At 41.9% G+C, this 24,836-nt stretch carries 24 protein-coding genes, 4 tRNA genes and 1 other annotated feature (1 of these 29 only partly in view); of the genes, 20 read left to right on the top strand and 8 right to left on the bottom strand.

From position 1 onward, the window contains the following. Positions 1–8: 8 nt before the first annotated feature. Genes AC3WTB_RS10160 through AC3WTB_RS10145 form a run of 4 tightly spaced genes read right to left on the bottom strand, consistent with a single transcriptional unit; the run spans position 9 to position 4,535 of the window. Positions 9–1,628, bottom strand: a complete 1,620-nt coding sequence (locus AC3WTB_RS10160) for a (2,3-dihydroxybenzoyl)adenylate synthase (RefSeq protein WP_228280010.1) — start codon at positions 1,626–1,628, stop codon at positions 9–11. 24 nt (positions 1,629–1,652) lie between these two features. Next, entirely contained in the window at positions 1,653–2,834 is a 1,182-nt protein-coding gene (dhbC, locus tag AC3WTB_RS10155; protein WP_492333679.1) for an isochorismate synthase DhbC, read from the bottom strand. 26 nt (positions 2,835–2,860) lie between these two features. Then, a complete protein-coding gene (locus AC3WTB_RS10150; RefSeq protein WP_212044426.1) occupies positions 2,861–3,646 on the bottom strand; it encodes a 2,3-dihydro-2,3-dihydroxybenzoate dehydrogenase in 786 nt (261 codons plus the stop codon). A 4-nt stretch (positions 3,647–3,650) separates the two neighbouring features. Further along, entirely contained in the window at positions 3,651–4,535 is an 885-nt protein-coding gene (locus AC3WTB_RS10145; RefSeq protein ID WP_492333678.1) for an alpha/beta hydrolase, read from the bottom strand. Between the two features lie 524 nt (positions 4,536–5,059). Between AC3WTB_RS10145 and AC3WTB_RS10140 the strand changes: the two genes are divergently transcribed. Further along, positions 5,060–5,278, top strand: coding sequence for a hypothetical protein (locus tag AC3WTB_RS10140; protein ID WP_039182857.1), 219 nt, complete (start codon positions 5,060–5,062; stop codon positions 5,276–5,278). A gap of 118 nt (positions 5,279–5,396) precedes the next feature. On the opposite strand, the gene AC3WTB_RS10135 is transcribed toward AC3WTB_RS10140, so the two are convergent. Next, positions 5,397–6,254 (bottom strand): hypothetical protein, encoded by an 858-nt coding sequence (locus AC3WTB_RS10135; protein ID WP_126682576.1) that lies wholly within the window; start codon positions 6,252–6,254, stop codon positions 5,397–5,399. A 110-nt stretch (positions 6,255–6,364) separates the two neighbouring features. Here AC3WTB_RS10135 and AC3WTB_RS10130 point away from each other — a divergent pair, with 110 nt between their 5' ends. The 7 genes from AC3WTB_RS10130 (at position 6,365) to AC3WTB_RS10100 (ending at position 13,425) form a co-directional block, all read left to right on the top strand. Then, positions 6,365–7,309, top strand: a complete 945-nt coding sequence (locus AC3WTB_RS10130) for a DUF4885 family protein (RefSeq protein ID WP_126682575.1) — start codon at positions 6,365–6,367, stop codon at positions 7,307–7,309. Further along, on the top strand, positions 7,306–8,262 hold the full coding sequence (locus tag AC3WTB_RS10125; protein WP_492333677.1) for a DUF4885 family protein: 957 nt from the start codon (positions 7,306–7,308) through the stop codon (positions 8,260–8,262). The genes AC3WTB_RS10130 and AC3WTB_RS10125 overlap by 4 nt, the downstream gene beginning before the upstream one ends. 220 nt (positions 8,263–8,482) lie before the next feature. Then, the gene (gene dnaB, locus AC3WTB_RS10120; protein WP_024424034.1) at positions 8,483–9,847 is read left to right on the top strand and encodes a replicative DNA helicase; all 1,365 of its coding nucleotides are present in this window, start codon (positions 8,483–8,485) and stop codon (positions 9,845–9,847) included. Between the two features lie 127 nt (positions 9,848–9,974). Further along, positions 9,975–10,388, top strand: coding sequence for a VOC family protein (locus AC3WTB_RS10115; RefSeq protein WP_338593721.1), 414 nt, complete (start codon positions 9,975–9,977; stop codon positions 10,386–10,388). A 253-nt stretch (positions 10,389–10,641) separates the two neighbouring features. After that, positions 10,642–11,931 carry an adenylosuccinate synthase gene (locus tag AC3WTB_RS10110; RefSeq protein WP_024424032.1) on the top strand — a complete coding sequence of 430 codons (1,290 nt, stop codon included), beginning with the start codon at positions 10,642–10,644 and terminating at the stop codon, positions 11,929–11,931. A gap of 136 nt (positions 11,932–12,067) precedes the next feature. Then, positions 12,068–13,201 (top strand): DUF418 domain-containing protein, encoded by a 1,134-nt coding sequence (locus AC3WTB_RS10105; RefSeq protein WP_492333676.1) that lies wholly within the window; start codon positions 12,068–12,070, stop codon positions 13,199–13,201. 14 nt (positions 13,202–13,215) lie between these two features. Continuing rightward, complete coding sequence (locus AC3WTB_RS10100) at positions 13,216–13,425, top strand: hypothetical protein (protein ID WP_099663870.1); 210 nt, start codon at positions 13,216–13,218, stop codon at positions 13,423–13,425. Between the two features lie 29 nt (positions 13,426–13,454). Here AC3WTB_RS10100 and AC3WTB_RS10095 read toward each other — a convergent pair whose 3' ends face one another. Beyond that, positions 13,455–13,979, bottom strand: coding sequence for a peroxiredoxin family protein (locus AC3WTB_RS10095; protein WP_024424031.1), 525 nt, complete (start codon positions 13,977–13,979; stop codon positions 13,455–13,457). A 342-nt stretch (positions 13,980–14,321) separates the two neighbouring features. On the opposite strand from AC3WTB_RS10095, the gene AC3WTB_RS10090 reads away from it, so the two are divergent. The 12 genes from AC3WTB_RS10090 (at position 14,322) to AC3WTB_RS10035 (ending at position 22,896) form a co-directional block, all read left to right on the top strand. Then, a tRNA-Lys gene (locus AC3WTB_RS10090) sits at positions 14,322–14,397 on the top strand. A 6-nt stretch (positions 14,398–14,403) separates the two neighbouring features. Beyond that, positions 14,404–14,475, top strand: a tRNA-Glu gene (locus tag AC3WTB_RS10085). A gap of 82 nt (positions 14,476–14,557) precedes the next feature. Then, positions 14,558–14,634: transfer RNA gene (locus AC3WTB_RS10080), tRNA-Asp, on the top strand. 27 nt (positions 14,635–14,661) lie between these two features. Then, positions 14,662–14,734: transfer RNA gene (locus AC3WTB_RS10075), tRNA-Phe, on the top strand. Positions 14,735–15,081: 347 nt separating this feature from the next. Then, complete coding sequence (gene yycF, locus AC3WTB_RS10070) at positions 15,082–15,789, top strand: response regulator YycF (RefSeq protein WP_024424030.1); 708 nt, start codon at positions 15,082–15,084, stop codon at positions 15,787–15,789. Positions 15,790–15,796: 7 nt separating this feature from the next. Next, positions 15,797–17,635 (top strand): cell wall metabolism sensor histidine kinase WalK, encoded by a 1,839-nt coding sequence (gene walK / locus AC3WTB_RS10065; protein WP_024424029.1) that lies wholly within the window; start codon positions 15,797–15,799, stop codon positions 17,633–17,635. Further along, positions 17,625–19,004 (top strand): two-component system activity regulator YycH, encoded by a 1,380-nt coding sequence (gene yycH, locus AC3WTB_RS10060; protein ID WP_492333675.1) that lies wholly within the window; start codon positions 17,625–17,627, stop codon positions 19,002–19,004. The genes walK and yycH overlap by 11 nt, the downstream gene beginning before the upstream one ends. Next, a complete protein-coding gene (locus AC3WTB_RS10055) occupies positions 18,991–19,854 on the top strand; it encodes a two-component system regulatory protein YycI (RefSeq protein WP_058838356.1) in 864 nt (287 codons plus the stop codon). Before yycH ends, AC3WTB_RS10055 begins: the two co-directional genes overlap by 14 nt. Before the next feature lie 6 nt (positions 19,855–19,860). Continuing rightward, entirely contained in the window at positions 19,861–20,655 is a 795-nt protein-coding gene (locus tag AC3WTB_RS10050; protein WP_058838357.1) for an MBL fold metallo-hydrolase, read from the top strand. Between the two features lie 78 nt (positions 20,656–20,733). Continuing rightward, positions 20,734–21,924: a S1C family serine protease gene (locus tag AC3WTB_RS10045; protein ID WP_369880193.1), complete on the top strand. Its 1,191-nt coding sequence runs from the start codon at positions 20,734–20,736 to the stop codon at positions 21,922–21,924. 68 nt (positions 21,925–21,992) lie between these two features. Then, positions 21,993–22,457, top strand: a complete 465-nt coding sequence (locus AC3WTB_RS10040; RefSeq protein ID WP_058838359.1) for a GNAT family N-acetyltransferase — start codon at positions 21,993–21,995, stop codon at positions 22,455–22,457. 130 nt (positions 22,458–22,587) lie between these two features. Next, positions 22,588–22,896: a hypothetical protein gene (locus AC3WTB_RS10035; RefSeq protein ID WP_059375747.1), complete on the top strand. Its 309-nt coding sequence runs from the start codon at positions 22,588–22,590 to the stop codon at positions 22,894–22,896. A gap of 102 nt (positions 22,897–22,998) precedes the next feature. Here the strand turns inward: AC3WTB_RS10035 and AC3WTB_RS10030 are convergent, their stop codons facing one another. Together AC3WTB_RS10030 and AC3WTB_RS10025 are read right to left on the bottom strand one after the other, a co-directional pair. After that, complete coding sequence (locus AC3WTB_RS10030; protein WP_251180855.1) at positions 22,999–23,880, bottom strand: ABC transporter ATP-binding protein; 882 nt, start codon at positions 23,878–23,880, stop codon at positions 22,999–23,001. Beyond that, the gene (locus AC3WTB_RS10025) at positions 23,881–24,570 is read right to left on the bottom strand and encodes an ABC transporter permease subunit (protein WP_039182821.1); all 690 of its coding nucleotides are present in this window, start codon (positions 24,568–24,570) and stop codon (positions 23,881–23,883) included. A gap of 192 nt (positions 24,571–24,762) precedes the next feature. Continuing rightward, positions 24,763–24,836: a binding site (T-box leader), on the top strand; it runs 197 nt beyond the window's last position.

Here is a 24,836-nt window from a genome sequence, read left to right as displayed (position 1 = left end):
TCCTCTTTTTATACGTTGGCAGTATGGGTTGCAGCTAGTTCTCTTAATGCTTTTTTACTGACTTTGCCTACACCTGTTTGTGGGAACGCATCGATCCATTCAATGCGGTCAGGAATTTTATAGGCTGCGAGTCCGCGTTCTCTTAGAAATGATTTTAAGACGTGCGGTGCTGGTTTGTTGTCTCCTTTTGCAATGACAAAGGCACATGAGCGTTCGCCAAGAAATGGATCCGGCATGGATACCATGGCGGCATCATGAATGTCAGCATGCGCAAGTAAATGGTTTTCAACTTCTTCAGCGGCAACCTTTTCACCGCCACGATTGATTTGATCCTTGTCTCTGCCTTCTACAACAACATTTCCTTCTTTGGTTAATCGCACGATGTCACCTGTTCTGTAAAAGCCATCGGGTGTAAATGCTTTTTTGTTTTGTTCATCGGCTTTATAGTAGCCACGAATCGTATAAGGTCCTCTTGTTAAAAGATGTCCAGCCACTTCATGCGGGACGGGCTTGTCCTCATCATCTACCACTAGTACCTCATCATATTCAGACATCGGGCGTCCTTGTGTATGAATAATGACATGTTCAGGATCATCTAATCTGGTATAGTTGACCAGACCTTCTGCCATACCAAAAACTTGCTGTAACTTACATCCAAGGGCAGGCATCACTCGTTTTGCTGCCTCAGCACTGAATTTAGCACCGCCGACTTGTAAGACTTCAAGACTCGATAAGTCATCTGATCGATGAGGAGCGGCCTCTAGCCAAATCAATGCGATAGGTGGAACGACAGCGGTAATAGTCGCCCGTTCTTTTTCAATGAGTGGAAAGACGACATCAGGGCTTGATCCAGGTGCAAGAACGACTCTTCCGCCTGCGTATAACGTCCCAAGGACTCCGGGCGAGCTTAATGGATAGTTGTGTGCAACTGGAAGTGTAGCTAGATACACACTTTCTTGTGTGAGCTCGCACACCTCATTGCTTTTCCAAAGACTATAAATATAGTCATCATGTGTACGAGGAATAAGCTTAGAAAGGCCTGTGCTGCCTCCAGATAACTGAAGAAATGCAATATCGCTTGCCTCTACATGAATTTGGGGATCAAGTGCTGGGTCCTTGCGCAGATCATCTAAGCCAAGGAATTCCTCAGCTTCCCCTGCAACAATGACATGAGGTAATGAGGGAAGCTTTTCTTTCACTTGACGTGCGAGTGTTCGATAATCAAAGCCGCCATCGATATCTGGTATGACATATGCGTCTGCTTCGGCAAACTCAATAAAATAAGTGATTTCACTGCTTCTATGAGATGGCAGAGAGAAGACGGGTAAAGCACCGATTCGAAATAAAGCGAAAATGACCTCAAAAAAAGCAGGAATGTTAGGAAGCTGCACGACAACTCGACTTCCTTTTTGAATGCCAAGCTGATGAAAACCGGCGGCAAGACTGCTGACGCGCTCATCAAGTTCTTGGTAGCTCATATGCGTATCAGCGTATGTAATCGCTGTTTTATTTCCTAACGATGCGGCGCGTGCACGAAGCATACCGCCAAAGGTTTCCCCACGCCAACAGCCGTTTTCACGGTAGCGTTTTGCAAATTCTTCTGGCCATGTAGGTGGTTGAACAAACATGTTTTTGTCATCTCCTATTTACTTTTATAGCTGATGGATGCCCATCGCATGAAGCATCGTGTTGAATTTTGCAGATGTTTCAGCTAGCTCATCCTCTGCTTTTGATCCTTTGACCACTCCTGCACCAGCAAAGAGGCGAAGGGAGTGACCCTCAGCTTCTGCACAACGAATGGTGACAATCCAATCACCATCACCATTTGTATCTGCCCAGCCGATCATTCCTGTAAAAAATCCTCGATCGAAGGGTTCAATCGCTTGAATGGCTTCACGTGCATCTGCTGTAGGTGTTCCGCATACTGCAGGTGTTGGATGAAGGCTAAGCGCTAAATCAATTGAGGACACACTAGAATCTGTTAATTCACCTTTGACCACAGTAGACAAATGCCACATCGTTTCTGTTTGTATGACGGATGGTGATGCAGGCACATCTAATGTGTGACAGTAAGGAGTAAGCGCTTTAGTGACAGCTTCGACAACCACTGCGTGCTCGTGTAAATCCTTCGCTGAAGTAAGAAGTTCATCGCGGCGGCGCTGGTCTTCTACTGGATCTGAACTGCGCGGCCGAGAGCCAGCGAGTGGATTGGAAATCACAGATGAACCAGTTTTTGAAAGTAGCAGCTCAGGGCTTGCCCCAAGAAGTGTGCGCTTTTGGGAAGCCTTCGGGTCAGCTATATTTGCAGCAAACGTATAGCCAGTCGTATTATGACGAGCCAGTCGTTCGAGTATTGCTTTCGTATGAATTTCTTGATTTGCTTTGAGATGGAGAGATCGAGAGAGTACGATTTTGCTAAGCTCTCCGTTCTCAATTTTAGCTAATCCTTCGTTCACACCTTCCATGTAGACATCTGGGGCAGGGACAGGTGTCACCTCATAGGATGGCGATACCACTTCTGACTCCTCATCACCTTGTTGAAATTCGAGTGGATCACTAAACTGTACATGGACTGGCACATTTAAACGAACGGGCTGCACCGGATCAAACGGGACAGCACCAGCCACAATCGGTGCTTGAATACCAGCTTGTTTGGCAGCGTCAAATACATGCGCTACCTTTGTAGATAGTTCATTTAGCTGATTGGTTTCAATATGCTGGAAAATCCCTTCGGCAAGTATCGTGCGTTTAGGTGAAGCAAGAAAAAAAGCGCCTGGCTGATAGTCTTGAAGCAACTGTACTTTTTCTTCTGACGACAATAATGAATGTTTCATGAAAAGGCCTCCTTTTGATTGAAATGCTAGATTCCGAGTGTTGCGCCACCATCAATTGTGAGATTCTGCATCGTAATATGATTGGATTGCTCAGATGCAAAGAAAATGACTGCATCAGCGATGTTTTGAGGATCAGCGATTTTTTGTAAAGGAATTCCGGTTTTATACGTCTCTAATGAGCCTTTAATCACCTGATTTTCTCCTTGTTCATCAGCCCATAAAGCCCATTGCATAGGTGTTGCGGTAGAGCCGGGAGAGACAACGTTGCATCTGATCCCGTAGGCTGCCAGCTCTAATCCAAGCGTTTTTGTAAAGGAAGTAGCTGCTGCTTTTGAAGCGGCATAGGCAGCCATATTCATTCTAGGAATGGCACCTGCGTTAGAGCTGACAGTCACAATGACCCCTTCTGATCTTTTCATCATGTATTTGGAGACAGCTTGAGATACGTAAAAGACACCATGTGTGTTGACTGCGAAAGTTTGTTGCCAGTCATCTGCACTAAGCTGGTCAATAGAACTGATTCGAAGGATGCCTGCTACATTGACCAGTAAATAAATGGGTCCAAGCTGCTTTTCAATTTGATCAACAATGTGCTGAACAGAAGTTTGATCGGTGATGTCACCTGGATAGGCAAAGGCACGTATGCCTTCATCATTCATTTGCTGGACGGTGCTTTGCAGCTGATCTTCATTTGCGTCAACTGCTGCAATAATCGCACCTTCCTCGGCTAGTCTTTTAGCGACTGCTTGTCCAATACCTTGTCCTGCGCCTGTAATAAGGGCAATTTTTTGAGATAGACCACTATGTTTCATGTGTTCACTGCCTTTCCTTCATGTCTGTGGTTGTGAAAGGATCATCATGATAGAGTGCAAAACGAAAAGCGTAATTCATTAGCACTGGTAAAACGGACGTATGTCCTTCTTCAGGGAACTCGTGATAGGCCGTATGCAAGCCATTTGAAGATAAAGGCAGCATCCGATTTGCTAGTGCATGTGCATGATCATTCATTTGACATGGATGATGTTTTTCTAATTCACCTACACCTACAAGCAGCCTGGCATCCATAGACATCTGACGTATATGATTGGTGAATTGGTGTTCTTTTTCTAGAAATAAATCTTTGTTCCAGTGGATAGAAGGACTGCCCGCAATATATGTCTGATAAGCATCAGGGTGCTCAAATAGTGTGTGTAATACAAAAAGACCGCCAAGAGAGTGCCCAAACAGTGTTTGACGACTCTGGTTGATCGGAAAGCGCTGCTCGATATAAGGCTTTACAATCTTTTCTAAAAAAGAAAAGAACGCAGAGGCGCCGCCATATGTATGGTTGGAGAAATCCTTTCTTTTGCCACCAATGGAAGCGTCAGGGCCAGTTAAAGTGAGATCATAATGCCTGAGCGGATGATAGGGTGCTTCTGTCTGATAGCCAATTCCAACAATGATGGCAGGTACGACACCTGTTTTTTCAGGTCTTCTTGACTGTAAACGAAGTGCTTCGACCATTGTGCCAAAAAGTGAATTTCCATCAAGTACGTACATGACTGGAAAACCAGCCGCTGGAGGAGTAGTATTCGGTTTAAATATAAAAAGTCTATATGGGTGTGCTGTGATATCCAGTTGCTCCGTCCCAGGTATAAAAAAAGGACGGCTTTCTCCGAAAATTGAATCCTCAGCACCCATTCCATCAGGGCGTTTGGACATATGTAAAAAATCCCCTTCCTCAAATTGAGCCTCATACGATGATAAAAGCAGGCTTGCGGATATAGGATGAGTGTAGTAATAGAATTGAAATGAAAATGATTCTCAATTATCACGCAAGCAAATCAAATGATAATGGTTATCAATTATGAAGTCAAATGTTCATTAAGTCGTGTAGTTGATCATTTAATCTAAATATTATGAAAATAAAGGACTAAATAACTACCAAATGAATGGAAATAGGGAATGCCGGACTGAGTCATTTAAAAAGAGGAGAAATGCCAAAAGACCTTGATCGTCTCGGGATATTTACCATTTTCTTCTGTTTGATTCAGGAATATATATAGGTTTTTCTTCTTGAAATCATTTTGAGGAAAAATAAGTCTATAGACCTTCTTGTATTTTTAGGAAAAAAGAGGAGAATTTTTCGAAAAGCTGGTGATCATATCTCACAACTTATTCAATATTATACGTAAATTCATATACAATTTTCTAAGGAAGACAAGATCGAAGGGAATGTAGGCAGAATGAAAACTTCATTAGGAAAGCTGAGGCTAAAACTGCATGAAAATCAGCTCAAACTGACAAATACATTTACAGTGGAAGAATATCATGAAATGAAACAGTCATTACATGAAATACGGATGTCATTTGCGGCCTATGAACAATGGGATTTATACCAGCGGGCCACCGATATGATCACCGTCCTCCTCTTTCAACACGCCCTCAAGCAAAAACCCCAATAATTTCTTATGAAAGGACGGTGCTGTCTTAAGACTGGTAAAAGATCATATAGCATCAAAAATGCGGCAATTAAAAAAGTAAGGGAAGTCCCCTTACTTTTTTTCTGCAAACACCATTCAATTAAAATCCATCTGTGACATCATATTCGTAACGAATATCGGCTTTGACATTGCTCATAGTAGATCTCGCAGTAGCCTTTGCGTTGTACTTAAAGCTCCATTTTTGCGCGACTTTTAATTGATCATCCAGAGAAATACGGTAAGAACCACTTGTTGCAGATGAAACAAGTGATGTGTACCAAATATTACTTTCACTAGCCATCAGTTTGTGAGTGACATTCCCTTGGTTGGGTGTTTGGGTACTAGTTGTCGAAATCGATTTAACTACAGCACGTTTAGGAACTGTGGAATTATTAGTTAAATCCATTGTAATGACTGAAGAATCAACTCCTAAAAAATTTAAAGAAGAATTCCCCAAGTTAGTAGCAGTCCCCGAAAAATTGAATGTCCCATTCCCAGATTTAATACGATCTTGAATGGAAACAGTAAAGTACATATTCCCTGTATATGTACCACGGGTCACTTTCACAAAATAAGTTTCTGAAGTTGAAGTCACGTCACCAGTATTAGCAAAAATAAAAGGCGTTACTGAATCAGGATTAATAACTTCGGACCCTGTCCTAGAATATTTAGAATTATACACCTCGATATTCATCCCTGTATATTGCTTATTATACGAACTTCTGACATAAACTCTTTCACCTTTATTGATCGTAAACTGATAATACGCTTCATTTTCACCTTCAGGTAAGATTGTCGTATCTGGACGACTATATTTCCAATATCCCATTGAGCTTGCTGTGTTAGGACTGTTATTCCCCGTAATAGCTGCTTCTGCTGAATGAGGTGCAAAAAAACTAGTAAAAAGCACTAATAATAATGCAGGTAATAAAAAACGTTTGAAGATAGTATTTGTCATATTTTAACCCTCCTTGTAATAATTACTATATCGGATCAAAACTAACAAATTTTAACTGAATTGCCGATATATTTAATAATCACTAATTTTTTTAAAAAAGGAGAATCAAAATGAATATCAATACGTCATATACGATACCTTCAAACAATCAGAACCGAATCGACTCTAAAGATCAATCAGCTATTAAAAGTACAAATGAGGTGATGACCGAATCTGATAGACGGATGAAAATATTAGATGAAAAATACGAAAAAATAAATGAACAAAATAAACGATTCAAAGATCCTCAAGACCATATATATAATAAGTATAGAAACCCTTATTCTTCTTATTTCAGAAGTGATTTAACAAAAACGGAAAGAGAAGCTGCTTACATTATGGAAATGAGTTGGGCAAGGAATAATAAAGGAGGTCAATATGACTTTAATGACGCCATCTTCCGTAATGAAAAACGGTACGATCCTACGCAAGAAAGTGTAGAAAAGAAAATACTCAATCGTCAAAAGGTGAACGAACAATTACAAGATTTATTCTCTAAAAACGGTATAACCATTCCTAAAAACACAAATTTAACTTTTACCATTGATCCAAATAATTTCAAATTAGTGGTGAGTGGATCAACAGACGAATCGCTGATGAAACAAATAGAAGACCTATTAAATACAACCAACAATACAAGAGAACTATTTTTCCATATTATGAAAAGCAGAAATGATGATTCTACTCAATTCACACCTGATTCTCTGGCAAAGTTCCATCTTGTCAATCAAATCAAAACGGTGACAGGCTACAATTTAAAAGATTTAAGCATTGTAAACGGTCAATTTGTAACGGATAACGGAGCGAATATTTTTGATCTATACAAAGAAGAACTCCTAAAAAATCCATACACAGCTGAAAATGCACGTATTGCTGCTTCACATTATGGTGCACAGCTCTTTGATCTAGCCAAAAATGGGTTTGACTCTATTCCCGATTTGGTGCTATCTATTGGTTACCAAAACGGCTCCTTATATGACATTGGACAAAAGGTGAATTACGGAGTATCAAAGTGAAGATAAATACATCTAACACGACAGCCGTTCTAAATAAGCAGAACCTTTCGGACTTCAATAGCCATTCAGCTATTAAAAGTACAAATGAGGTGATGACCGAAGCTGATAGACGGATGAAAATACTAGATGAAAAATACCAAAAAATAAATGAACAAAATAAACGTTTCAAAAATCCTCATAGTCATATACACGATAAGTATCGAAATCCACGCTCTCCTTATTTCAGGAGTGATCTAACTAAAGTAGAGAGAGAAGCTGCTTATACGATGGAGATTGGCTGGGCTAATTCTGGAAAAGGAGGTCAATATGACTTTAATGACGCCATCTTCCGTAATGAAAAACGGTACGATCCTACACAAGAAAGTGTAGAAAAGAAAATACTCAATCGTCAAAAAGTGAACGAACAATTACAAGATTTATTCTCTAAAAACGGTATAACCATTCCTAAAAACACGAATTTAACCTTTACTATTGACCCGAACAATTTTAAATTAGTGGTAAGTGGTTCAAAAGAAGAATCGCTGATGAAACAAATAGAAGACCTATTAAATACAACTAACAATACAAGAGAACTATTTTTCCATATTATGAAAAGCAAAAATGATGATTCTACTCAATTCACACCTGATTCTCTAGCAAAGTTCCATCTTGTCAATCAAATCAAAACGGTGACAGGCTACAATTTAAAAGATTTAAGCATTGTAAACGGTCAATTTGTAACGGATAAAGGAACGAATATTTTTGATCTATACAAAGAAGAACTCCTGAAAAATCCATACACAGCTGAAAATGCACGTATTGCCGCTTCACATTATGGTGCACAGCTATTTGATCTAGCCAAAAATGGGTTTGACTCTATTCCAGATTTGGTGCTATCTATTGGTTATCAAAATGGCTCTTTACAAGACATTGGACAAAAAGAGAATTATGGGATTAAGAGAACAATAGATTAACAAAACGTGGACGACAACAGGTACAAAACTAGATACCGTTAATAAAGGACTCTATAACAATTTATGTTACAGAGTCTTTTCTATTGAAGTGCGTTGTTTTGCTGTTCAACGAAACATCCTCATGGTAATTTTGACTATAGTCGATGTTTTTCACTTTTTTATTGATGAAAATGTTAAAATGATGAGTAGCGTATTTTTTTATGAAAGGACGGTGCTTGGCATGACGGAACTTCTCGATGACCGGCTGCCGCCGCAAAATATAGAAGCCGAGCAGGCCGTATTAGGTGCTGTTTTTTTAGAACCATCTGCGCTAACGCTCGCTTCTGAGGTATTAATTCCAGAGGATTTCTATAGAATGTCGCATCAAAAGATTTACAATGCGATGCTTATACTTGGCGATAGAGGAGAACCGGTCGATCTTGTCACGGTGACATCTGAGCTTGCCAATACAGATTTACTAGAAGAGGTAGGCGGGATTTCATATTTAACCGATATTGCGAACTCGGTCCCAACTGCCGCAAACATTGAATACTATGCAAAAATTGTAGAAGAGAAATCCATTTTAAGACGTCTGATCCGTACGGCGACAACCATTGCACAGGATGGGTACACGCGTGAGGATGAAGTAGAAGACCTGTTGAGTGATGCTGAAAAGACCATCATGGAAGTGGCTCAGCGTAAAAACTCAGGAGCCTTTCAAAACATTAAGGACGTTCTTGTTCAAACATACGATAATATTGAACAGCTTCATAACCGCAAAGGCGATATCACAGGGATTCCAACGGGTTTCTCTGAGCTTGACCGGATGACAGCTGGATTCCAGCGAAATGATTTAATCATTGTAGCGGCTCGTCCATCAGTAGGGAAAACCGCCTTCGCATTGAACATTGCCCAAAATGTCGCGACCAAAACGGACGAAAGTGTCGCCATCTTTAGTTTAGAGATGGGTGCGGAGCAGCTCGTTATGCGTATGCTGTGTGCAGAGGGGAATATCAATGCACAGAACTTAAGAACCGGTAATCTGACAGAAGAGGACTGGGGCAAGCTGACAATGGCGATGGGCTCGCTGTCAAACAGCGGGATTTTCATTGACGATACACCTGGAATCCGAGTAAGTGAAATTCGCTCGAAATGCCGCCGCTTGAAGCAAGAAAATGGTCTTGGCATGATCCTGATTGACTACTTGCAGCTCATTCAAGGAAGCGGACGATCAAGCGATAACCGTCAGCAGGAGGTTTCTGAAATCTCTAGGGCATTAAAATCGCTGGCAAGGGAACTTGAAGTTCCGGTTATTGCCTTGTCTCAGCTTTCACGTGGGGTTGAGCAGCGTCAGGACAAACGTCCGATGATGTCTGATATTCGTGAATCAGGAAGTATTGAGCAGGATGCCGATATCGTGGCATTCCTTTATCGTGATGATTACTATGACAAAGAATCAGAGAATAAGAACATTATCGAAATCATTATTGCCAAACAGCGTAACGGTCCAGTTGGTACAGTATCACTGGCGTTCGTCAAAGAATATAACAAATTCGTCAACCTGGAAAGAAGATTTGATGATGCGGGTGTTCCGCCCGGTGCTTAAAGCCCAGCTCAAGAAGCTGGGCTTTTTTTGATTATCTACATCGAAAGAATGATTGAAAAAACAGTCAATATGAGGAGGAGAGAGAAAAAGAGAGCGCGTATACTAAAAGGAGAAAAGGAGTGAACTGATGAAATTTCAACAGTTTGAAGCCGCTCAATTACGTATCGCACGCCCAACCGTCAAGATGAAAGAGGTTGTTTCCTTTTATGAAGAAGGCTTAGGGCTCAAACGAATAGGCTCATTTGATCAGCATGAAGGGTACGATGGTGTGATGCTCGGGCTACCTCACCAGCATGTTCATTTAGAAATCACCAAACATGAAGAAGAAGAAAGTCTGCCCGTCCCGCATCCAGAACAGCTGCTTGTTTTCTATATTCCGGATGAAGAGGAATTTCAGCAAATGAAGGAGAGATTGATTTCATTTGGCGGACGGCATGTCATCTCAACGAATCCATACTGGGACCGGGGAGGAGCAACCATTGAAGACCCAGATGGGTACCGGGTTGTGCTGATGAATACAGATGGTATTACACCGGTTTAAAAAAGACTCCTATTGGTGGGGTCTTTTTTATGTTGATGAACAGTGGACACGATAAAAAGTTGTTTTTTCTCAAAATCTCCATTTCCAAGCGCTAAAGAAGTGATTAAAGCGCTTTTCTATATATTTAAAGCGAACAAAATTTGATTTCAAGATATTAATGTTCGGATTTCGCGTTGACTTTTTCGGTGTGCATTGATAAAATAAATGTGTTTGAAAGAGATAACGTTTTGAAAGGTTAACGGAGGTGCACGATATGTCTTCAGTAGTCGTAGTAGGTACGCAGTGGGGTGACGAAGGGAAAGGGAAAATTACCGATTTCCTTTCAGAAAATGCAGAGGTGATTGCCCGTTATCAAGGGGGAAACAATGCAGGTCACACGATCAAATTTGATGGAGTGACATACAAGCTACACCTCATTCCATCCGGTATTTTTTATAAAGAGAAAACTTGTGTCATCGGTAATGGAATGGTGGTTGATCCTAAAGCATTGGTCACTGAGCTTGCGTATCTTCACGAACGGAATGTGAGTACAGATAACCTCAGAATCAGCAATAGAGCCCATGTTATTCTGCCTTATCATTTAAAATTGGACGAGGTAGAAGAGGAGCGGAAAGGGGCTAACAAGATCGGCACGACGAAAAAAGGAATCGGACCAGCTTATATGGACAAAGCAGCTCGCGTCGGTATCCGTGTCGCAGATCTTTTAGATCGTGAAGTATTTGAAGAGAAGCTTGCACGTAATCTAGAAGAGAAAAATCGTCTTTTAGAGAAAATGTACGACACAGAAGGCTTCAAGATTGAAGATATTTTAGACGAGTATTATGAATATGGCCAGCAAGTGAAAAAATATGTCGTAGACACATCTGTTGTTCTGAATGATGCACTAGATGAAGGCCGTCGCGTGCTATTTGAAGGAGCACAAGGGGTCATGCTTGATATCGATCAAGGGACATACCCATTTGTGACGTCATCTAACCCAGTAGCTGGAGGAGTGACGATTGGTTCTGGTGTAGGACCAACGAAAATTCAACATGTGGTCGGCGTGTCAAAAGCGTACACAACACGTGTTGGAGATGGCCCATTCCCGACAGAACTCCATGATGAAATTGGCGATCAAATTCGTGAGGTTGGCCGTGAATACGGTACGACAACTGGACGCCCGCGCCGTGTCGGCTGGTTTGACAGCGTTGTTGTCCGTCATGCACGCCGTGTGAGCGGAATTACAGATTTATCTCTTAACTCAATTGATGTACTAACAGGGATTGAAAAGTTGAAAATCTGTGTTGCTTATAAATTGAACGGAGAAATCACAGAGGAATTCCCAGCAAGCCTAAATGAATTAGCGAAATGTGAGCCTGTCTACGAAGAAATGCCTGGATGGACAGAGGATATTACAGGTGTGAAGAACTTAAGTGAACTGCCTGCAAATGCCCGCCATTATTTAGAACGCATTTCACAATTAACAGGTATTCCACTTTCCATTTTCTCAGTCGGACCAGATCGTTCACAAACGAACGTTGTCCGCAGCGTGTACCGTCCATAAGAATAGATTGATGAGACACCAGTAAAATCTCGCATTTTACTGGTGTTTTTTTGTTTAAATATTCCTTAATTTCAGTAGAGCGGACTTCCGATCATTACCAAAATATGATAACTGTATAGAGGGAAGGAGCGTTCTAGTGAAAGAAAGAATACGATTATTAGATATTTTACGAGGTTTTGCCATTCTAGGCACATTGGGAACGAACGTCTGGTTTTTTGCGTACACAGGGGATACCTTTGCGACAGATCAGATAGCGGATGAATATGAAAATGGCAGTTTTCTTGAAAGCCTTGTCTCCATGTTCGTTTATGGAAAAATGCTCTCGCTGCTCACGATCATGTTTGGTGTTGGATTGGAGCTGAAATACCAGCAGGCAAAAAGGAAAAACACGCCTTGGCCGGGCACTTATTTATGGATTCTTTTATTTTTATTTATCGAAGGCTTTGTCCATTTTGCGCTCGTGATGGAATATGATGTGCTCATGAGTTATGCCGTTACTGGGCTGCTTGTGGCTTACATTGTACGGGGAGGCAGCAGGCGTATCAAAAAAGGCATGATGGTCTCAGGTGTGATTCATCTGCTCGTCATGTCATGTTTGATGGTGTACTCCCTCTCTGACATGGAGTCAGCGGCCGATGATCAAAACGGTGAACCGGCATTAGAAGAGCAGCTGCCAGAGACATGGATCTCGCAGGTTCAAGAACGGTTACAATACTTTTTCATGTACCGAGAAGAAGCGATCTTTATCATTCCAATGAATACATTTCTGTTTTTATTAGGTGTGCGGATGCTGAGAGCCGGTGTATTTTATGCAAATGAACGCGGACAATCTCTCCGGAAAATATTGTTCCGAATCGGACTGTGGGTTGGTCTGCCGCTGAATGCACTAGTCTTCGTTCCAAACGATCTAGTGGAATTTGTGGTGCGCTACGCCTTTTCACCATTCCTCTCTATTTTCTATATAGCTGTCATTGCGAAGCTCCTCGCACGCACGGAGTCATGGTTCATGTGGAATTGGTTTGAATATGTAGGGAAAATGGCGCTTAGCTGCTACATCCTGCAAAATGTCATCTGCTCCATTCTTTTTTATAGCTGGGGATTGGGTCTTGGCGGTCAAATCAATGCGCCCCTTATTGTATTGGCATGGCTGTTAATTTCACTTCTGCAAATCGCGATTTCAGCAGTTTGCCTAAAGGTTTGGAGAATTGGACCAATGGAATATATCCGTTCACGGGCACTTCGCAGGGTGACGATGAAAAAAGCATCATAAAGGGGATAGACAATATGTTTTTTAAAAAAATGACGAAAAGAGAACAAGCGAATGCACATCAAGCGGCTGTGCCGGCATTTGTCTTTTATCTTCTGGCATTAGGAGGGCATGCGTTGTACGCGTATTTCCAAGGTGACAGGCCACCGGTTACTTTTGTCATTTTAATGGCGGGACTCCTTGTTTTTTTCTCCGCTGACTGGTTATTTAACAAAAAACATTCATAAAAAAAGCCCTCATCACGAGGGCTTTTTTCTTACTTCAGGCTTTTATATTGGCCTTTTAAGTTTTTACGGATGTACTGAATGATTTTGCGTAATTCGTTGGCATGCGGTCTGCCAAACGGACTAGTTTGTCTTTGCTGATAGAGCACTTGCCCTTTTTCATTTAATAAGAAATAGGCGGGTTCACCATGCACCCCGTGGTCTTCATATGGGGCATCTTCCCCGTGATAGTGGACTTCATATGCTTTTAATGACGTGAGGTCATGGTCATACATGATCGGGAAGGACAGTCCCTCTTTATCCGCAAATGCCTTCAAGTCATCAGGGTTATCGGTTGAAATCGCCATCAAGTGAATATCCTTGTCCTGAAAATAGGACTGCTGCTGTTCGAGCTCTTTTAATTCTTCTACACATACCGGACACCAAGATCCTCTAAAGAAAACGATCAGGTGCCAGCTTTGATGCTCCTCTAAATGTTTGTCGAAATCAATGTGATCGCCCTGTATTGTTGGAAGTGAAAAGTTGGGCATTTTATCTCCTAATTTGAATGAACTCATACTGCTTCCTCCTTTTTCAATGACAATGTCACTTGTTTCATGTATAGCCATTTTTGAGCGGCCTGAAACGTGTCTATGTGTTTGAATAGGCAGAGATCATCCGAAAAGACGTGTAAAATGAAGGCGGTTGCAGAAGTGGAGGCTTTGAAAGCAGATTTGACATTCGACACTTTTTTTAAAAAAATGTCGAAAAACGTATTGCCATATGTAATTATTCTATGATATTATAAATCTCGTTGTTGCAAAGGTCTCTGAAACTTGTTAGGATGCGATGTTCCAGCTTTTTTAAAGCGATTGGTTTGACGCAATACAACTTCTTCAGATTTACTTTTCACAAACCGAGAGCCATTAGCTCAGTTGGTAGAGCATCTGACTTTTAATCAGAGGGTCGAAGGTTCGAGTCCTTCATGGCTCACCATGTATTGGCCCGTTGGTCAAGCGGTTAAGACACCGCCCTTTCACGGCGGTAACACGGGTTCGAATCCCGTACGGGTCATTGATTTACTTTAGCGTTAAGCTAATTTTTTCCTCACTTGCTTGAAGGAGCACCACGATTGCTTTTTCGGGCAAGTTACTGAGGTCCGGTAGTTCAGTTGGTTAGAATGCCTGCCTGTCACGCAGGAGGTCGCGGGTTCGAGTCCCGTCCGGACCGCCATTTATACATATTCATCTTTTTGATGATGGCTCGGTAGCTCAGTTGGTAGAGCAACGGACTGAAAATCCGTGTGTCGGCGGTTCGATTCCGTCCCGAGCCACTTCCAAACGCATCTGCAATCGCAGGTGCGTTTTTATTATGAAAAGAAGGCATAAAAAGGGAGAAGCCGGACCTAGGTAGGGCCCGGCTCCATAAGAAGAAGACGTTACATCTATATAGACGGCTGGTGATTGGAAAAGTTTCAATAAAAAAGGAAAAAGTCATCAATTTTTTTGAGCGGCGCCTTTCTATCCAACGTTTACTAGAAAAGAAAGCCGTTATTATTTTTATCTTTGCCTCGTAAAACGTTATAATAGACAGTGAGCCTTTTTTTCGTAAACGGAAAAGGCGTAATGATACATGCAAAATGGAATGACATAGATGCTAAAAATGCAGGAGGAAATCACAATGGAAAAAAAGATTCTTGTCGTAGATGATGAAAAACCGATTGCTGATATATTGGAATTTAATTTAAGGAAAGAGGGCTATGAGGTTCATTGTGCATATGATGGAAACGAAGCCCTTGAAATGGTAGAAGAAATTAAGCCGGACATTATTCTGCTCGACATTATGCTGCCGAATAAAGATGGTGTTGAAGTATGCCGTGAAGTGAGAAAGAAATACGACATGCCCATTATCATGCTGACAGCAAAAGACTCTGAAATTGATAAAGTCATCGGCCTTGAGCTTGGCGCAGATGATTATGTGACAAAGCCTTTCAGTACGCGTGAGCTGCTTGCCCGCGTGAAAGCGAATTTGAGAAGACAAACCGCTGCTCCGCAGACGGAGGAAGAATCTGAATCAAATGATATTGAGGTTGGATCACTCGTCATTTATCCAGATGCGTATGTGGTGTCTAAGCGTGAGGAAACGATTGAATTGACGCACCGTGAGTTCGAACTGCTTCATTACTTAGCGAAACATATCGGACAAGTCATGACACGTGAGCACTTGCTGCAAACCGTATGGGGCTACGATTACTTCGGAGATGTCCGTACAGTAGACGTTACAGTCCGCCGTCTTCGTGAAAAGATTGAAGACAACCCTAGCCATCCGAGCTGGATCGTGACAAGACGAGGCGTCGGCTACTATTTAAGAAACCCAGAGCAGGACTAAGATTCTTATGAGTAAAGTAGGTTTTTTTCGCTCGATTCACTTCAAATTGACCTTGATTTACGTGCTGCTGATCATCGTCGCCATGCAGATCATTGGCGTGTACTTTGTGAAGCAGCTAGAGCAGTCCTTAATTAATTCATATGATAATTCCTTGAATCAGCGAATCTACTCGTTATCGTATTACCTAGAACAAGATTCATCGAAAAGCAAGGCAGAATTAAAAGAGGATGCTCAAAAGATATTAAACGATTTTAACAACAAAGATGAGTCTAATGAAATCTCTGAAGTCAGCTATATTGACGAAAGCAGAGAGGTCATTGCCTCTGTCAATAACGGCAGCCAAGAGATTGCCGGCAAGAAAATCACTGATCAAATCATTAGCCGTATTTTCGCGGTTGGCAAAGACTATGAGAAAAAATTCTATGACCCTGAATCAAATAAAAGGGTGCGTATTTCTGCGACAGCCGTAAAAAATGAGAACCAAGAGACCGTTGGTGTGATTTATGTTGTGTCTTCAATGGAAAGTGTGTTTAACCAAATGCGAACCATTAACACCATTTTGGCGACTGGAACACTGATTGCACTTGGGACGACTGCTCTACTTGGTATCTTCATCTTCAGAACGATCACTCATCCTATTTCAGATATGAGAAAGCAAGCGATCGAGCTTGCCAAAGGGAACTTCTCCAGGAAGGTCCGGAAGTATGGGCATGATGAGATTGGGCAGCTTGCGACAACCTTTAACCATCTGACGAGAGAGCTGGAGGAAGCTCAGCTGATGACGGAGGGTGAGCGGAAAAAGCTTTCTTCTGTTATTGCCTATATGACGGACGGCGTCATCGCAACGAATCAAAACGGTGCAATTATTCTATTAAACAGCCCCGCATTAGAGCTGTTGAATGTTTCACGTGAAACAGCATTAGAGATGCCGATTACGTCTTTACTTGGCTTAGAGGAAACTCATACATTTGAAGATTTAGTCGAAAATCAAGATTCCATGCTGATCGAAATTGAACGCGAAGACCAGCTGTCTGTATTGCGTGTAAATTTCTCCGTTATTCAGAAAGAGCATGGGAAAATTGATGGCTTAATTGCGGTCATTTATGATGTCACTGAGCAGGAGAAAATTGATGCGGAACGTCGTGAATTCGTCGCGAACGTATCGCATGAGCTGCGCACACCGCTGACGACGATGCGAAGCTACCTTGAGGCGCTGGCTGAAGGTGCGATTGGTGATAAGGAGCTTGCGCCAAGATTCCTTAGTGTCACACAAAATGAAACTGAGCGCATGATCCGGCTTGTCAATGACCTGCTGCAGCTGTCTAAGTTCGACAGCAAGGATTATCAATTCAACCGTGAGTGGACGAACTTTATCAGGTTTATCTCGCTCGTCATTGATCGTTTTGAAATGACGAAGGAGCAGCATGTCGATTTTATCCGCAACCTGCCGCAGCGTGAAGTATATGTGGAAATCGATCAAGATAAAATTACACAGGTGCTCGATAATATCATTTCCAATGCCATGAAATACTCGCCAGAGGGTGGACACATCACGTTTACCGTTGATCTGGATGAAGAGAAAGGCCTTGTGTTATTCAGCGTGAAAGATGAAGGAATCGGTATTCCGAAGAAGGATATGGATAAAATCTTTGAACGTTTTTATCGAGTGGATAAAGCAAGAACAAGGAAGCTGGGCGGAACCGGCCTAGGTCTTGCGATTGCAAAAGAAATGGTTCAGGCTCATGGCGGAGATATTTGGGCTGACAGCATTGAAGGAAAAGGGACAACGGTGACCTTTACCCTTCCGTACAATGAAGAACAAGAGGATGATTGGGATGAAGCGTGAGACCTTTAAAACCATAATATTGACAATCCTAATTGCGATCAGTCTAGTATTTACGTGGAATATCTGGATGTTCCAGCCCGTCATGCAGGATCAGGCAGATACAGGCACAAAAGTCGTGGAAACGAAGAAGATTTCAAGCGACGAGCCTAGAAGTCTCATTGATGTCGTGAAGCCGCGCGAGATGTTTATCCATTCAAATGGGGAGCATTTTAAAGTAGATCAAAAGGAACTCTTTCAAAACTTTTGGAATGATGTGAGCCTTTGGGATGTCAAAGAGATTAATGATGTGTCGGATCAATATTCCGAGCAGAAATTTAAGAATTTCTTCTATGGACGCGATGGGCAAGGAAAGACATTGGATCTTGTGTTCAATGATCCGATTCCGATTGATATTTTCCAAGCGCTTTTTAAATGGCCGAACAAGTCCATTGAATACAACTCGTTTGATCGGATGATCGTGCCGTTCGCTCAGCAGGATAAGGCCAATAAGAAAGTGTACTTGGTCTCATACAGCAAGGAAACGGTGCTTGAGCTGACAATTGAGTCCGCCAACTACCGTAATCTAATGGACAGTATCGCTGCCGCTCAAAACGAGATGCCGCGCTATGATCTTTATACATTCTCTACGAATTCTAAACGAGATTTCCTTCTTCCGAGAAAGCAAAAGCAGCTTGAAGCGAAAATGTTCTTTATCGAAACGATTAAGACAAACAAGTTCAAAGACGCTTTGTTTACGGACCCGAGTCTTGTCGGTGAGGAATCTAATTTAAACCGGACGGTATACACAGATGGCACAAGCCGCCTTGAAGCCAATCAAAAAGACCACCGCATTCAATATCAGCATCGCAATATCAATTCCAGCACTGTTTTCCAAACGGGGGATTTGATCAAGCGAAGCGTGAAATATTTCAATGATACGGGAAGCTTTACTGATGACTACCAATACTTTGGCATCAACAGCAACCAGCAGCTGTCCTTCAATATGTTTATGGACGGTCTGCCGATTGTGAACAGTACAAAGCATCCATTTGGGATGACCTCCCTTGAAGTCCAATGGGCGAATGATGACATTTTGAATTACAAGCGTCCAAATTATATTCTTGGCAATAAAGCGAGTCAAAGTGAACAGGTCAAGCTGATGAACGGGACAGAGCTGAAGGACTTGATCATCAAGCAGACGAAATATGATGATCTGGAGAAAATTGAACAGATTTTCCCGGCATATCAAGCTGCTTCAACTCCATCAGACCAAGATCAAGGGATGTTTGTCTGGCTGGAGCCTGTATGGTGTATGAAGTATAACGGCAAAACCGTGATTCTATCGAATGATCTTTTGACAGAGGGGAGCGAGAATCATGGAGTGGAATAAGACCAAAACGATCTTTATCCTAGCCTTTCTCGTTCTCGATATCTTTCTAGGTTTTCAATACTTTGAAAAACGGTCAACCGATCATTTTGCGATTATCGAAAAAACGGATACGCTGGAAGAAATGAAGGCAGACGGGATCAAATATGGCAATCTATCAGATGAAGCGAAGATTGGATACCGCATTACAGCTGAAAAGAAACAATATACGAAAAAGGATGTCGACGGATTAGCTGATCAAAAGGCGAAAAGCACATTCCCGAAAACAGACAAAGATGATCCTGTCACGCTGCTTGAAATGACCTTCAACAAACCAGTTGCCTTGCCGAAAAAGGATATCAAAACAGCGGCGACGAACCTTGTGAACCAGCGTTTGCTGGATGGGAAGAATTATAAGCTGTGGAATATAGATGAAGAGACAGGGGAAATCGTCTTTTTTCAAACGTATAAAGGGAAATACATCTTCCAAGAAGGCCTTGATGACACCGAAACCATCGGGAAAATCACCTTAGATCTTAACGATCAAAACGAAGTTGTCTCTTATCAGCAGTCAATGGTGACGTCGATTAATGAAGTGAGAAAAGAAACACTTGTCCCAGCACTTGAAACCGTGAAGGACTTATATACGCAAAATTTGCTGAGCCAAAACACGACCGTGAAAAAGGTAGAGCTTGGTTACTATACGCAATACCCGGGGGCAAGCACGCAAGTCATGGTTCCTGTATGGCGTGTGGAGCTTGAAGGCGTATCAGCAGGTTCAAAGAAAAAGACAGAGGAAGAATATTTGATCAATGCCATCGATGGCTCAACACTTGATCATATAGAGAAAGATGACAAATCTTCAATGGAGTGAGAGAACATGAGCTTGCAGTTCAGTGTACTAGCGAGCGGAAGTACGGGGAACGCTTTTTATTTAGAAACAGACGAGCATGCCTTTTTGGTCGATGCTGGTTTAAGCGGCAAACAGATGGTCGAGCTGCTTGGCCAAATCGACCGCAAGCCTGAAGACTTGGACGGCATTTTTGTGACACACGAGCACTCCGATCATATTAAAGGGCTTGGTGTCATGGCAAGAAAGTACAAGCTTCCTGTCTATGCAAATGCGAAAACATGGAAGGCGATGGAATCTCATATCGGAAAAATCGATACAGAGCAGAAATTCCATTTTGATATGGAGACCATTCAATCCTTTGGCGGTCTTGATGTCGAGTCATTTGGCGTCTCACACGATGCGGCAGAGCCTATGTTTTACGTATTCCATTATGGAGGGCGCAAACTTGCGCTCATGACAGATACCGGCTATGTGAGTGACCGCATGAAAGGCATTATTAAGTCAGCCAATACGTTTGTGTTTGAGAGCAATCATGATGTCGGTATGCTGCAAATGGGCCGATACCCATGGAGCATTAAGCGTAGAATTCTGAGCGATGTCGGACATGTATCAAATGAAGATGCTGCTCTTGCGATGACAGATGTCATTGGAGATGCCACCTCACGCATTTATTTGGCTCACTTGAGTCAAGACAACAACATGAAGGATTTAGCCCGTATGGCGGTCCAGCAGACGCTTGAAATGAAGGGCTTTGTTGTCGGGGACGGCTTTGATTTATTTGATACGGACCCGAAAAAAGCAACCCCGCTTTGCGCCGTATGATTTTTACAATCGTATGATTAAGATAAGAGCTTCTTACCAACACTATATACATCATCTATTCACTGAAAGGAAGGAAACATAGTGGATTATCGCGATGTAGAGTGGAAGCCGAGACGAAGCAGAAAAGGATATTTTCTTTCTGGTTTGATCGGTGTATTGGTAGGAGCTTTTTTAATGGGATTCTTTTTCCCCTATGTATCTGGACAGAGCGGCAGTCCCTTTGGATGGCAGCAAAACGGTGATGGACAAACATCTCAGGGCCCTTTAAAAACTGTGAATGTAAACGTCAATGATGCTGTCACGAAAGTGGTGTCTAATATGTCAGATACGGTAGTCGGCGTCATTAATATTCAAAAGTCGAGCTTTTGGGAGGAAGGCGGAGAAGCAGGCAGCGGGTCAGGTGTGATCTATAAAAAAAAGGGTGACACGTTTTATATTGTCACAAACCATCACGTCATCAAAGGCGCCAACCAGCTTGAAGTGAGCCTTCATGATGGGACAAGAATTGGTGCCAATCTTGTCGGCAGTGATCAGCTCATGGATTTAGCGGTTCTCACTGTCAAAAGTGATAAAATCAAGAAAACGGCAGCCTTCGGTAACTCAGATCATGTGAAGCCGGGTGAGCCAGTCATCGCCATTGGAAATCCATTAGGGCTTGAATTCGCAGGCTCTGTCACACAAGGGGTCATTTCGGGCACGGAGCGAGCGATCCCTGTCGACTCAAATGGAGACGGACAAACGGATTGGAATGCAGAAGTACTGCAAACAGACGCCGCCATCAATCCTGGAAACAGCGGTGGTGCCTTGATCAATATGGACGGAAAAGTGATCGGCATCAACTCAATGAAGATTGCTGAATCAGAGGTAGAAGGAATCGGGCTATCTATTCCAGCGAATTTGGTTATCCCTGTCATAGAGGATTTAGAGCGCTATGGAGAGGTGAAGCGTCCGTATCTTGGCGTCGGCATGAAATCATTAGCGGATATTGCGAGTTACCACTGGCAGGAAACATTGAAGCTGCCATCCAAGGTCACATCTGGGGTTGTTGTCATGAGTGTTGAGCCTTTATCTCCAGCAGGAAAAGCAGGACTAAAAGAGCTGGATGTCGTGACCTCCTTTGATGGCAAAAGTGTACAGAATATCGTAGATCTTCGTAAATACTTATATCAAAAGAAGGTCGGCGACAAGGTAAGAATGCAATTTTACCGAAGCGGGAAGAAAAAATCAGCAGAGATTAAACTTTCTCAAACCGACCGATATGGCAGCTAACCAGTTCCAGTAAGGGACTGGTTTTTTTGGCATGACTGACATATGATGAAGAAAAGGGGGTTGTACGATTGGTTACACTACAACGGATGTCACAAACCGATTACGATGTATTGATAAAGAAGGCCATTCAGCGGTACGCGGAAGAAAAGGTACTCGCAGGGACATGGGAAAAGGAAGAATCACTTGCGAACGCAGAAGAACAATTTGACAGACTCCTTCCAGAAGGACTTCAGACAGAGCATCATGAGCTGTGGAATTTCTTAAACGGAGATGAAGCGATTGGCTGGGTTTGGCTTTGCTATGACCCGAATCACCCGCAGCACGAAGGATTTATTTATAACTTTATTTTGTTTGAAGCTTATCGAGGAAAAGGCTTTGCAAAGCAGGCTATTGCTGCATTAGAAGAGGAGGCAAAGTCATTAGGTGTGCAAAAACTCTCGCTCCATGTCTTTGCTCACAATCAAATCGCCCGTTCGCTGTACGAAAAAACAGGATTTGAAGAAACTGGGATCTATATGAGTAAACCTTTATAAAAAAGAGCTTTTTGAATTCCTAATACCACTCAAGGACGGATTCGAGAGCCCTCATTGTTCATCGGAACACGTTGTTCGGTTCGGAAAGTATAAGGATCGGAAACGGTATTTTAGGGAAGTGATTCATGATATGATAAGTGTTCTTGAAAAATTTATGGATGAACCTTGGTGGATAATTAATGATAGTATGTCGGAGTTTTTTAATGCAGAATTAAAGAAAGAAGTTCATCCAAATCACATTCTCTACGGAAAAAAGGCTGTCGCAGTTGCAAAAAGGGAAGATAACGATGATATAGTTTATTGGATAAGTGAACTAAAAAAATTCGCATTAGTTCATTTAACGTATTCCGCAGATAACACAAGCCAATATCCAAAAACACAGTTAATTACAATAGTTGAATTAGAGGAACATTGTAAAAATGTATCCGAGTTTTACTAAATATGGGCTGGTTCCCTCTTAATTTCATTAATGATCGACACTAAAGTTTACCAGAGCCATAAAAAAAGAAGAAGTACCGTGCAGAAAGCGTACGGTACTTTTTTATGAGGACATCATGGCATCCTGAGCCGTGACTCTGTACAAATCGACTTTACACTTCACGAAAGCGCGAATGATCGCTGGAACTTGAGCTTCTGAACGAATTAACAATGAGGTCTCGTCATCACTGATCACAAGATCTGTTCCGACAGTTTGTAGGTACTGCGTGAGAACAGGTTTCACCTCATCATCAATCCATGCATGCTTGAAGGTTGCACGTATGTTTGAGGATGTGATGGTTTTCTCTTGAGGATGAGTATGTGGGGACACTAATTTTCCTTCAGAAATGAATGCAGTTTTGGTACAAATACTATTGGTGAACCTTGGGCGGTCAGCTGTTAAAAAGACGGTTTTTCCTTCATCCTTTAATGCTTCAATGACCCGCTGAATGTGGAAAATCGAATCTGCATCAATATCGGCAAAAGGCTCGTCGAGTAAAATAAATTCCGGCTGATGGGCAATGGCCTGCGCCATTCCAAGCCGCTTTTTCATACCAGGTGTGAAGGCACTTACCTTCTCCTGATGATCATGATGTAAGCCGACAAATTCGAGCAGTTCTTCATAATCACTCGTTTTCTGGCGTGTTCCGGTGATTTTTGATAAATAGGCAATATGCTCAAGAGCCGTGAGACCTTCATATAAATCCGTATATTCAGGTAGAACACCGATATGCTGCCTCACTTTTTTTAGCGAAGGCTTATTCATCACTGTAAACGTACCAGAGGTAGGGCGGGAGATTCCGGTAATAATATTGAAAAACGTCGTCTTACCAGATCCCTTTGGTCCAATGAGTCCGAAGATATCGCCTTGATTGACATCAAGATTAATATCATTTATTGCGACTTTTGTACGATATTTTTTTGTGAGCCCTTTTGTATGAAGCATCTACACATCCCTCCTTTGAAACAGCAGTGCAGTTCCAATGAGTAAGATAACGGTCAATGCCGTGTTCATTAGGACGTAGGTCAGCGGTTCACTCCAGCGCGCATAATAATAAGGCGTCATATATTGGAACCAATGAATCATTCGTTCAGAAGAAAGAACAGAAATCATACTGACGATTGGGAAAAGAAAGGAAAATAACATGCCGACAAACATTGATTTCTGCGGTGTTGGAAAGAGCATGGACAAAAATAAAGCACATGAGATACCGACACTGATAAAGGTTAAGATTTTTAACGCATCAGAGAACAGAAAACGGTGTGAGATCACCATATTCAGTACATATGTCGTCATAATACAGCTAAGCCAAAACAGCATCAGTCCAAGATATTTCCCGATGATGATGTTCAAACGGGTTGTTTTACTGACGAGAAAACGAATGGTTTTCAAATGAATTTCGCGGCTTAAAATATCATGAGACAACAAAAAAATAAGGAAAAAACCAAATAAAGAAATCACCAGTTCATTCCCAATAGAATAAGGATCCTTTGCCAGTTCCCATTGTTCCTGATGAGCAGCGATAAACGGAAGACTTGAAACAAAAGTAGATAAAATGAAAATAATAACAATTGTTAAAATAGATTTTGTGCTTTTGAAGAGCTGCTTAAACTCATTCATACAGATGGTCCACACACGCTGTACCTCCCTTCACCTTTATTATACCCCTAGAATAGAAAGACACCATATCTTGCTCTTTAACATTTGTTTAAATTTCATAAAAAGAAGACTCTTCCAGCACCAGTTGACTCATTTTTAAAAATGTTCAGAAAAATATCTTGATTTATGAAAAAACATCATGTATGATAGCTTTAATTCAAGATAATTATACAGGCAATGACGAGAGAAAGTACAATCATCAATTTTTCCACAGAGAGCTTCGGTAGCTGAAAAGAAGCAAA

It is taken from the genome of Bacillus sp. EB106-04-04-XG123 (assembly GCF_058791855.1).
The sequence above is the reverse complement of the archived record's forward strand: the minus strand, read 5'-3'. Positions and strand labels throughout refer to the sequence as shown.

Excerpts from the sequence above, each read along its gene's own strand:
- AC3WTB_RS10145 (WP_492333678.1), bottom strand. The coding sequence starts at position 4,535 with ATGTCCAAACGCCCTGATGGAATGGGTGCTGAGGATTCAATTTTCGGA.
- dnaB (WP_024424034.1), top strand. The coding sequence starts at position 8,483 with ATGACGGAACTTCTCGATGACCGGCTGCCGCCGCAAAATATAGAAGCC.
- yycH (WP_492333675.1), top strand. The coding sequence starts at position 17,625 with ATGAAGCGTGAGACCTTTAAAACCATAATATTGACAATCCTAATTGCG.
- AC3WTB_RS10055 (WP_058838356.1), top strand. The coding sequence starts at position 18,991 with ATGGAGTGGAATAAGACCAAAACGATCTTTATCCTAGCCTTTCTCGTT.
- AC3WTB_RS10135 (WP_126682576.1), bottom strand. The coding sequence starts at position 6,254 with ATGACAAATACTATCTTCAAACGTTTTTTATTACCTGCATTATTATTA.
- AC3WTB_RS10110 (WP_024424032.1), top strand. The coding sequence starts at position 10,642 with ATGTCTTCAGTAGTCGTAGTAGGTACGCAGTGGGGTGACGAAGGGAAA.
- AC3WTB_RS10035 (WP_059375747.1), top strand. The coding sequence starts at position 22,588 with ATGATAAGTGTTCTTGAAAAATTTATGGATGAACCTTGGTGGATAATT.
- AC3WTB_RS10095 (WP_024424031.1), bottom strand. The coding sequence starts at position 13,979 with ATGAGTTCATTCAAATTAGGAGATAAAATGCCCAACTTTTCACTTCCA.
- AC3WTB_RS10160 (WP_228280010.1), bottom strand. The coding sequence starts at position 1,628 with ATGTTTGTTCAACCACCTACATGGCCAGAAGAATTTGCAAAACGCTAC.
- walK (WP_024424029.1), top strand. The coding sequence starts at position 15,797 with ATGAGTAAAGTAGGTTTTTTTCGCTCGATTCACTTCAAATTGACCTTG.
- AC3WTB_RS10140 (WP_039182857.1), top strand. The coding sequence starts at position 5,060 with ATGAAAACTTCATTAGGAAAGCTGAGGCTAAAACTGCATGAAAATCAG.
- AC3WTB_RS10050 (WP_058838357.1), top strand. The coding sequence starts at position 19,861 with ATGAGCTTGCAGTTCAGTGTACTAGCGAGCGGAAGTACGGGGAACGCT.
- AC3WTB_RS10030 (WP_251180855.1), bottom strand. The coding sequence starts at position 23,880 with ATGCTTCATACAAAAGGGCTCACAAAAAAATATCGTACAAAAGTCGCA.
- AC3WTB_RS10115 (WP_338593721.1), top strand. The coding sequence starts at position 9,975 with ATGAAATTTCAACAGTTTGAAGCCGCTCAATTACGTATCGCACGCCCA.
- dhbC (WP_492333679.1), bottom strand. The coding sequence starts at position 2,834 with ATGAAACATTCATTATTGTCGTCAGAAGAAAAAGTACAGTTGCTTCAA.
- AC3WTB_RS10100 (WP_099663870.1), top strand. The coding sequence starts at position 13,216 with ATGTTTTTTAAAAAAATGACGAAAAGAGAACAAGCGAATGCACATCAA.
- AC3WTB_RS10130 (WP_126682575.1), top strand. The coding sequence starts at position 6,365 with ATGAATATCAATACGTCATATACGATACCTTCAAACAATCAGAACCGA.
- yycF (WP_024424030.1), top strand. The coding sequence starts at position 15,082 with ATGGAAAAAAAGATTCTTGTCGTAGATGATGAAAAACCGATTGCTGAT.
- AC3WTB_RS10150 (WP_212044426.1), bottom strand. The coding sequence starts at position 3,646 with ATGAAACATAGTGGTCTATCTCAAAAAATTGCCCTTATTACAGGCGCA.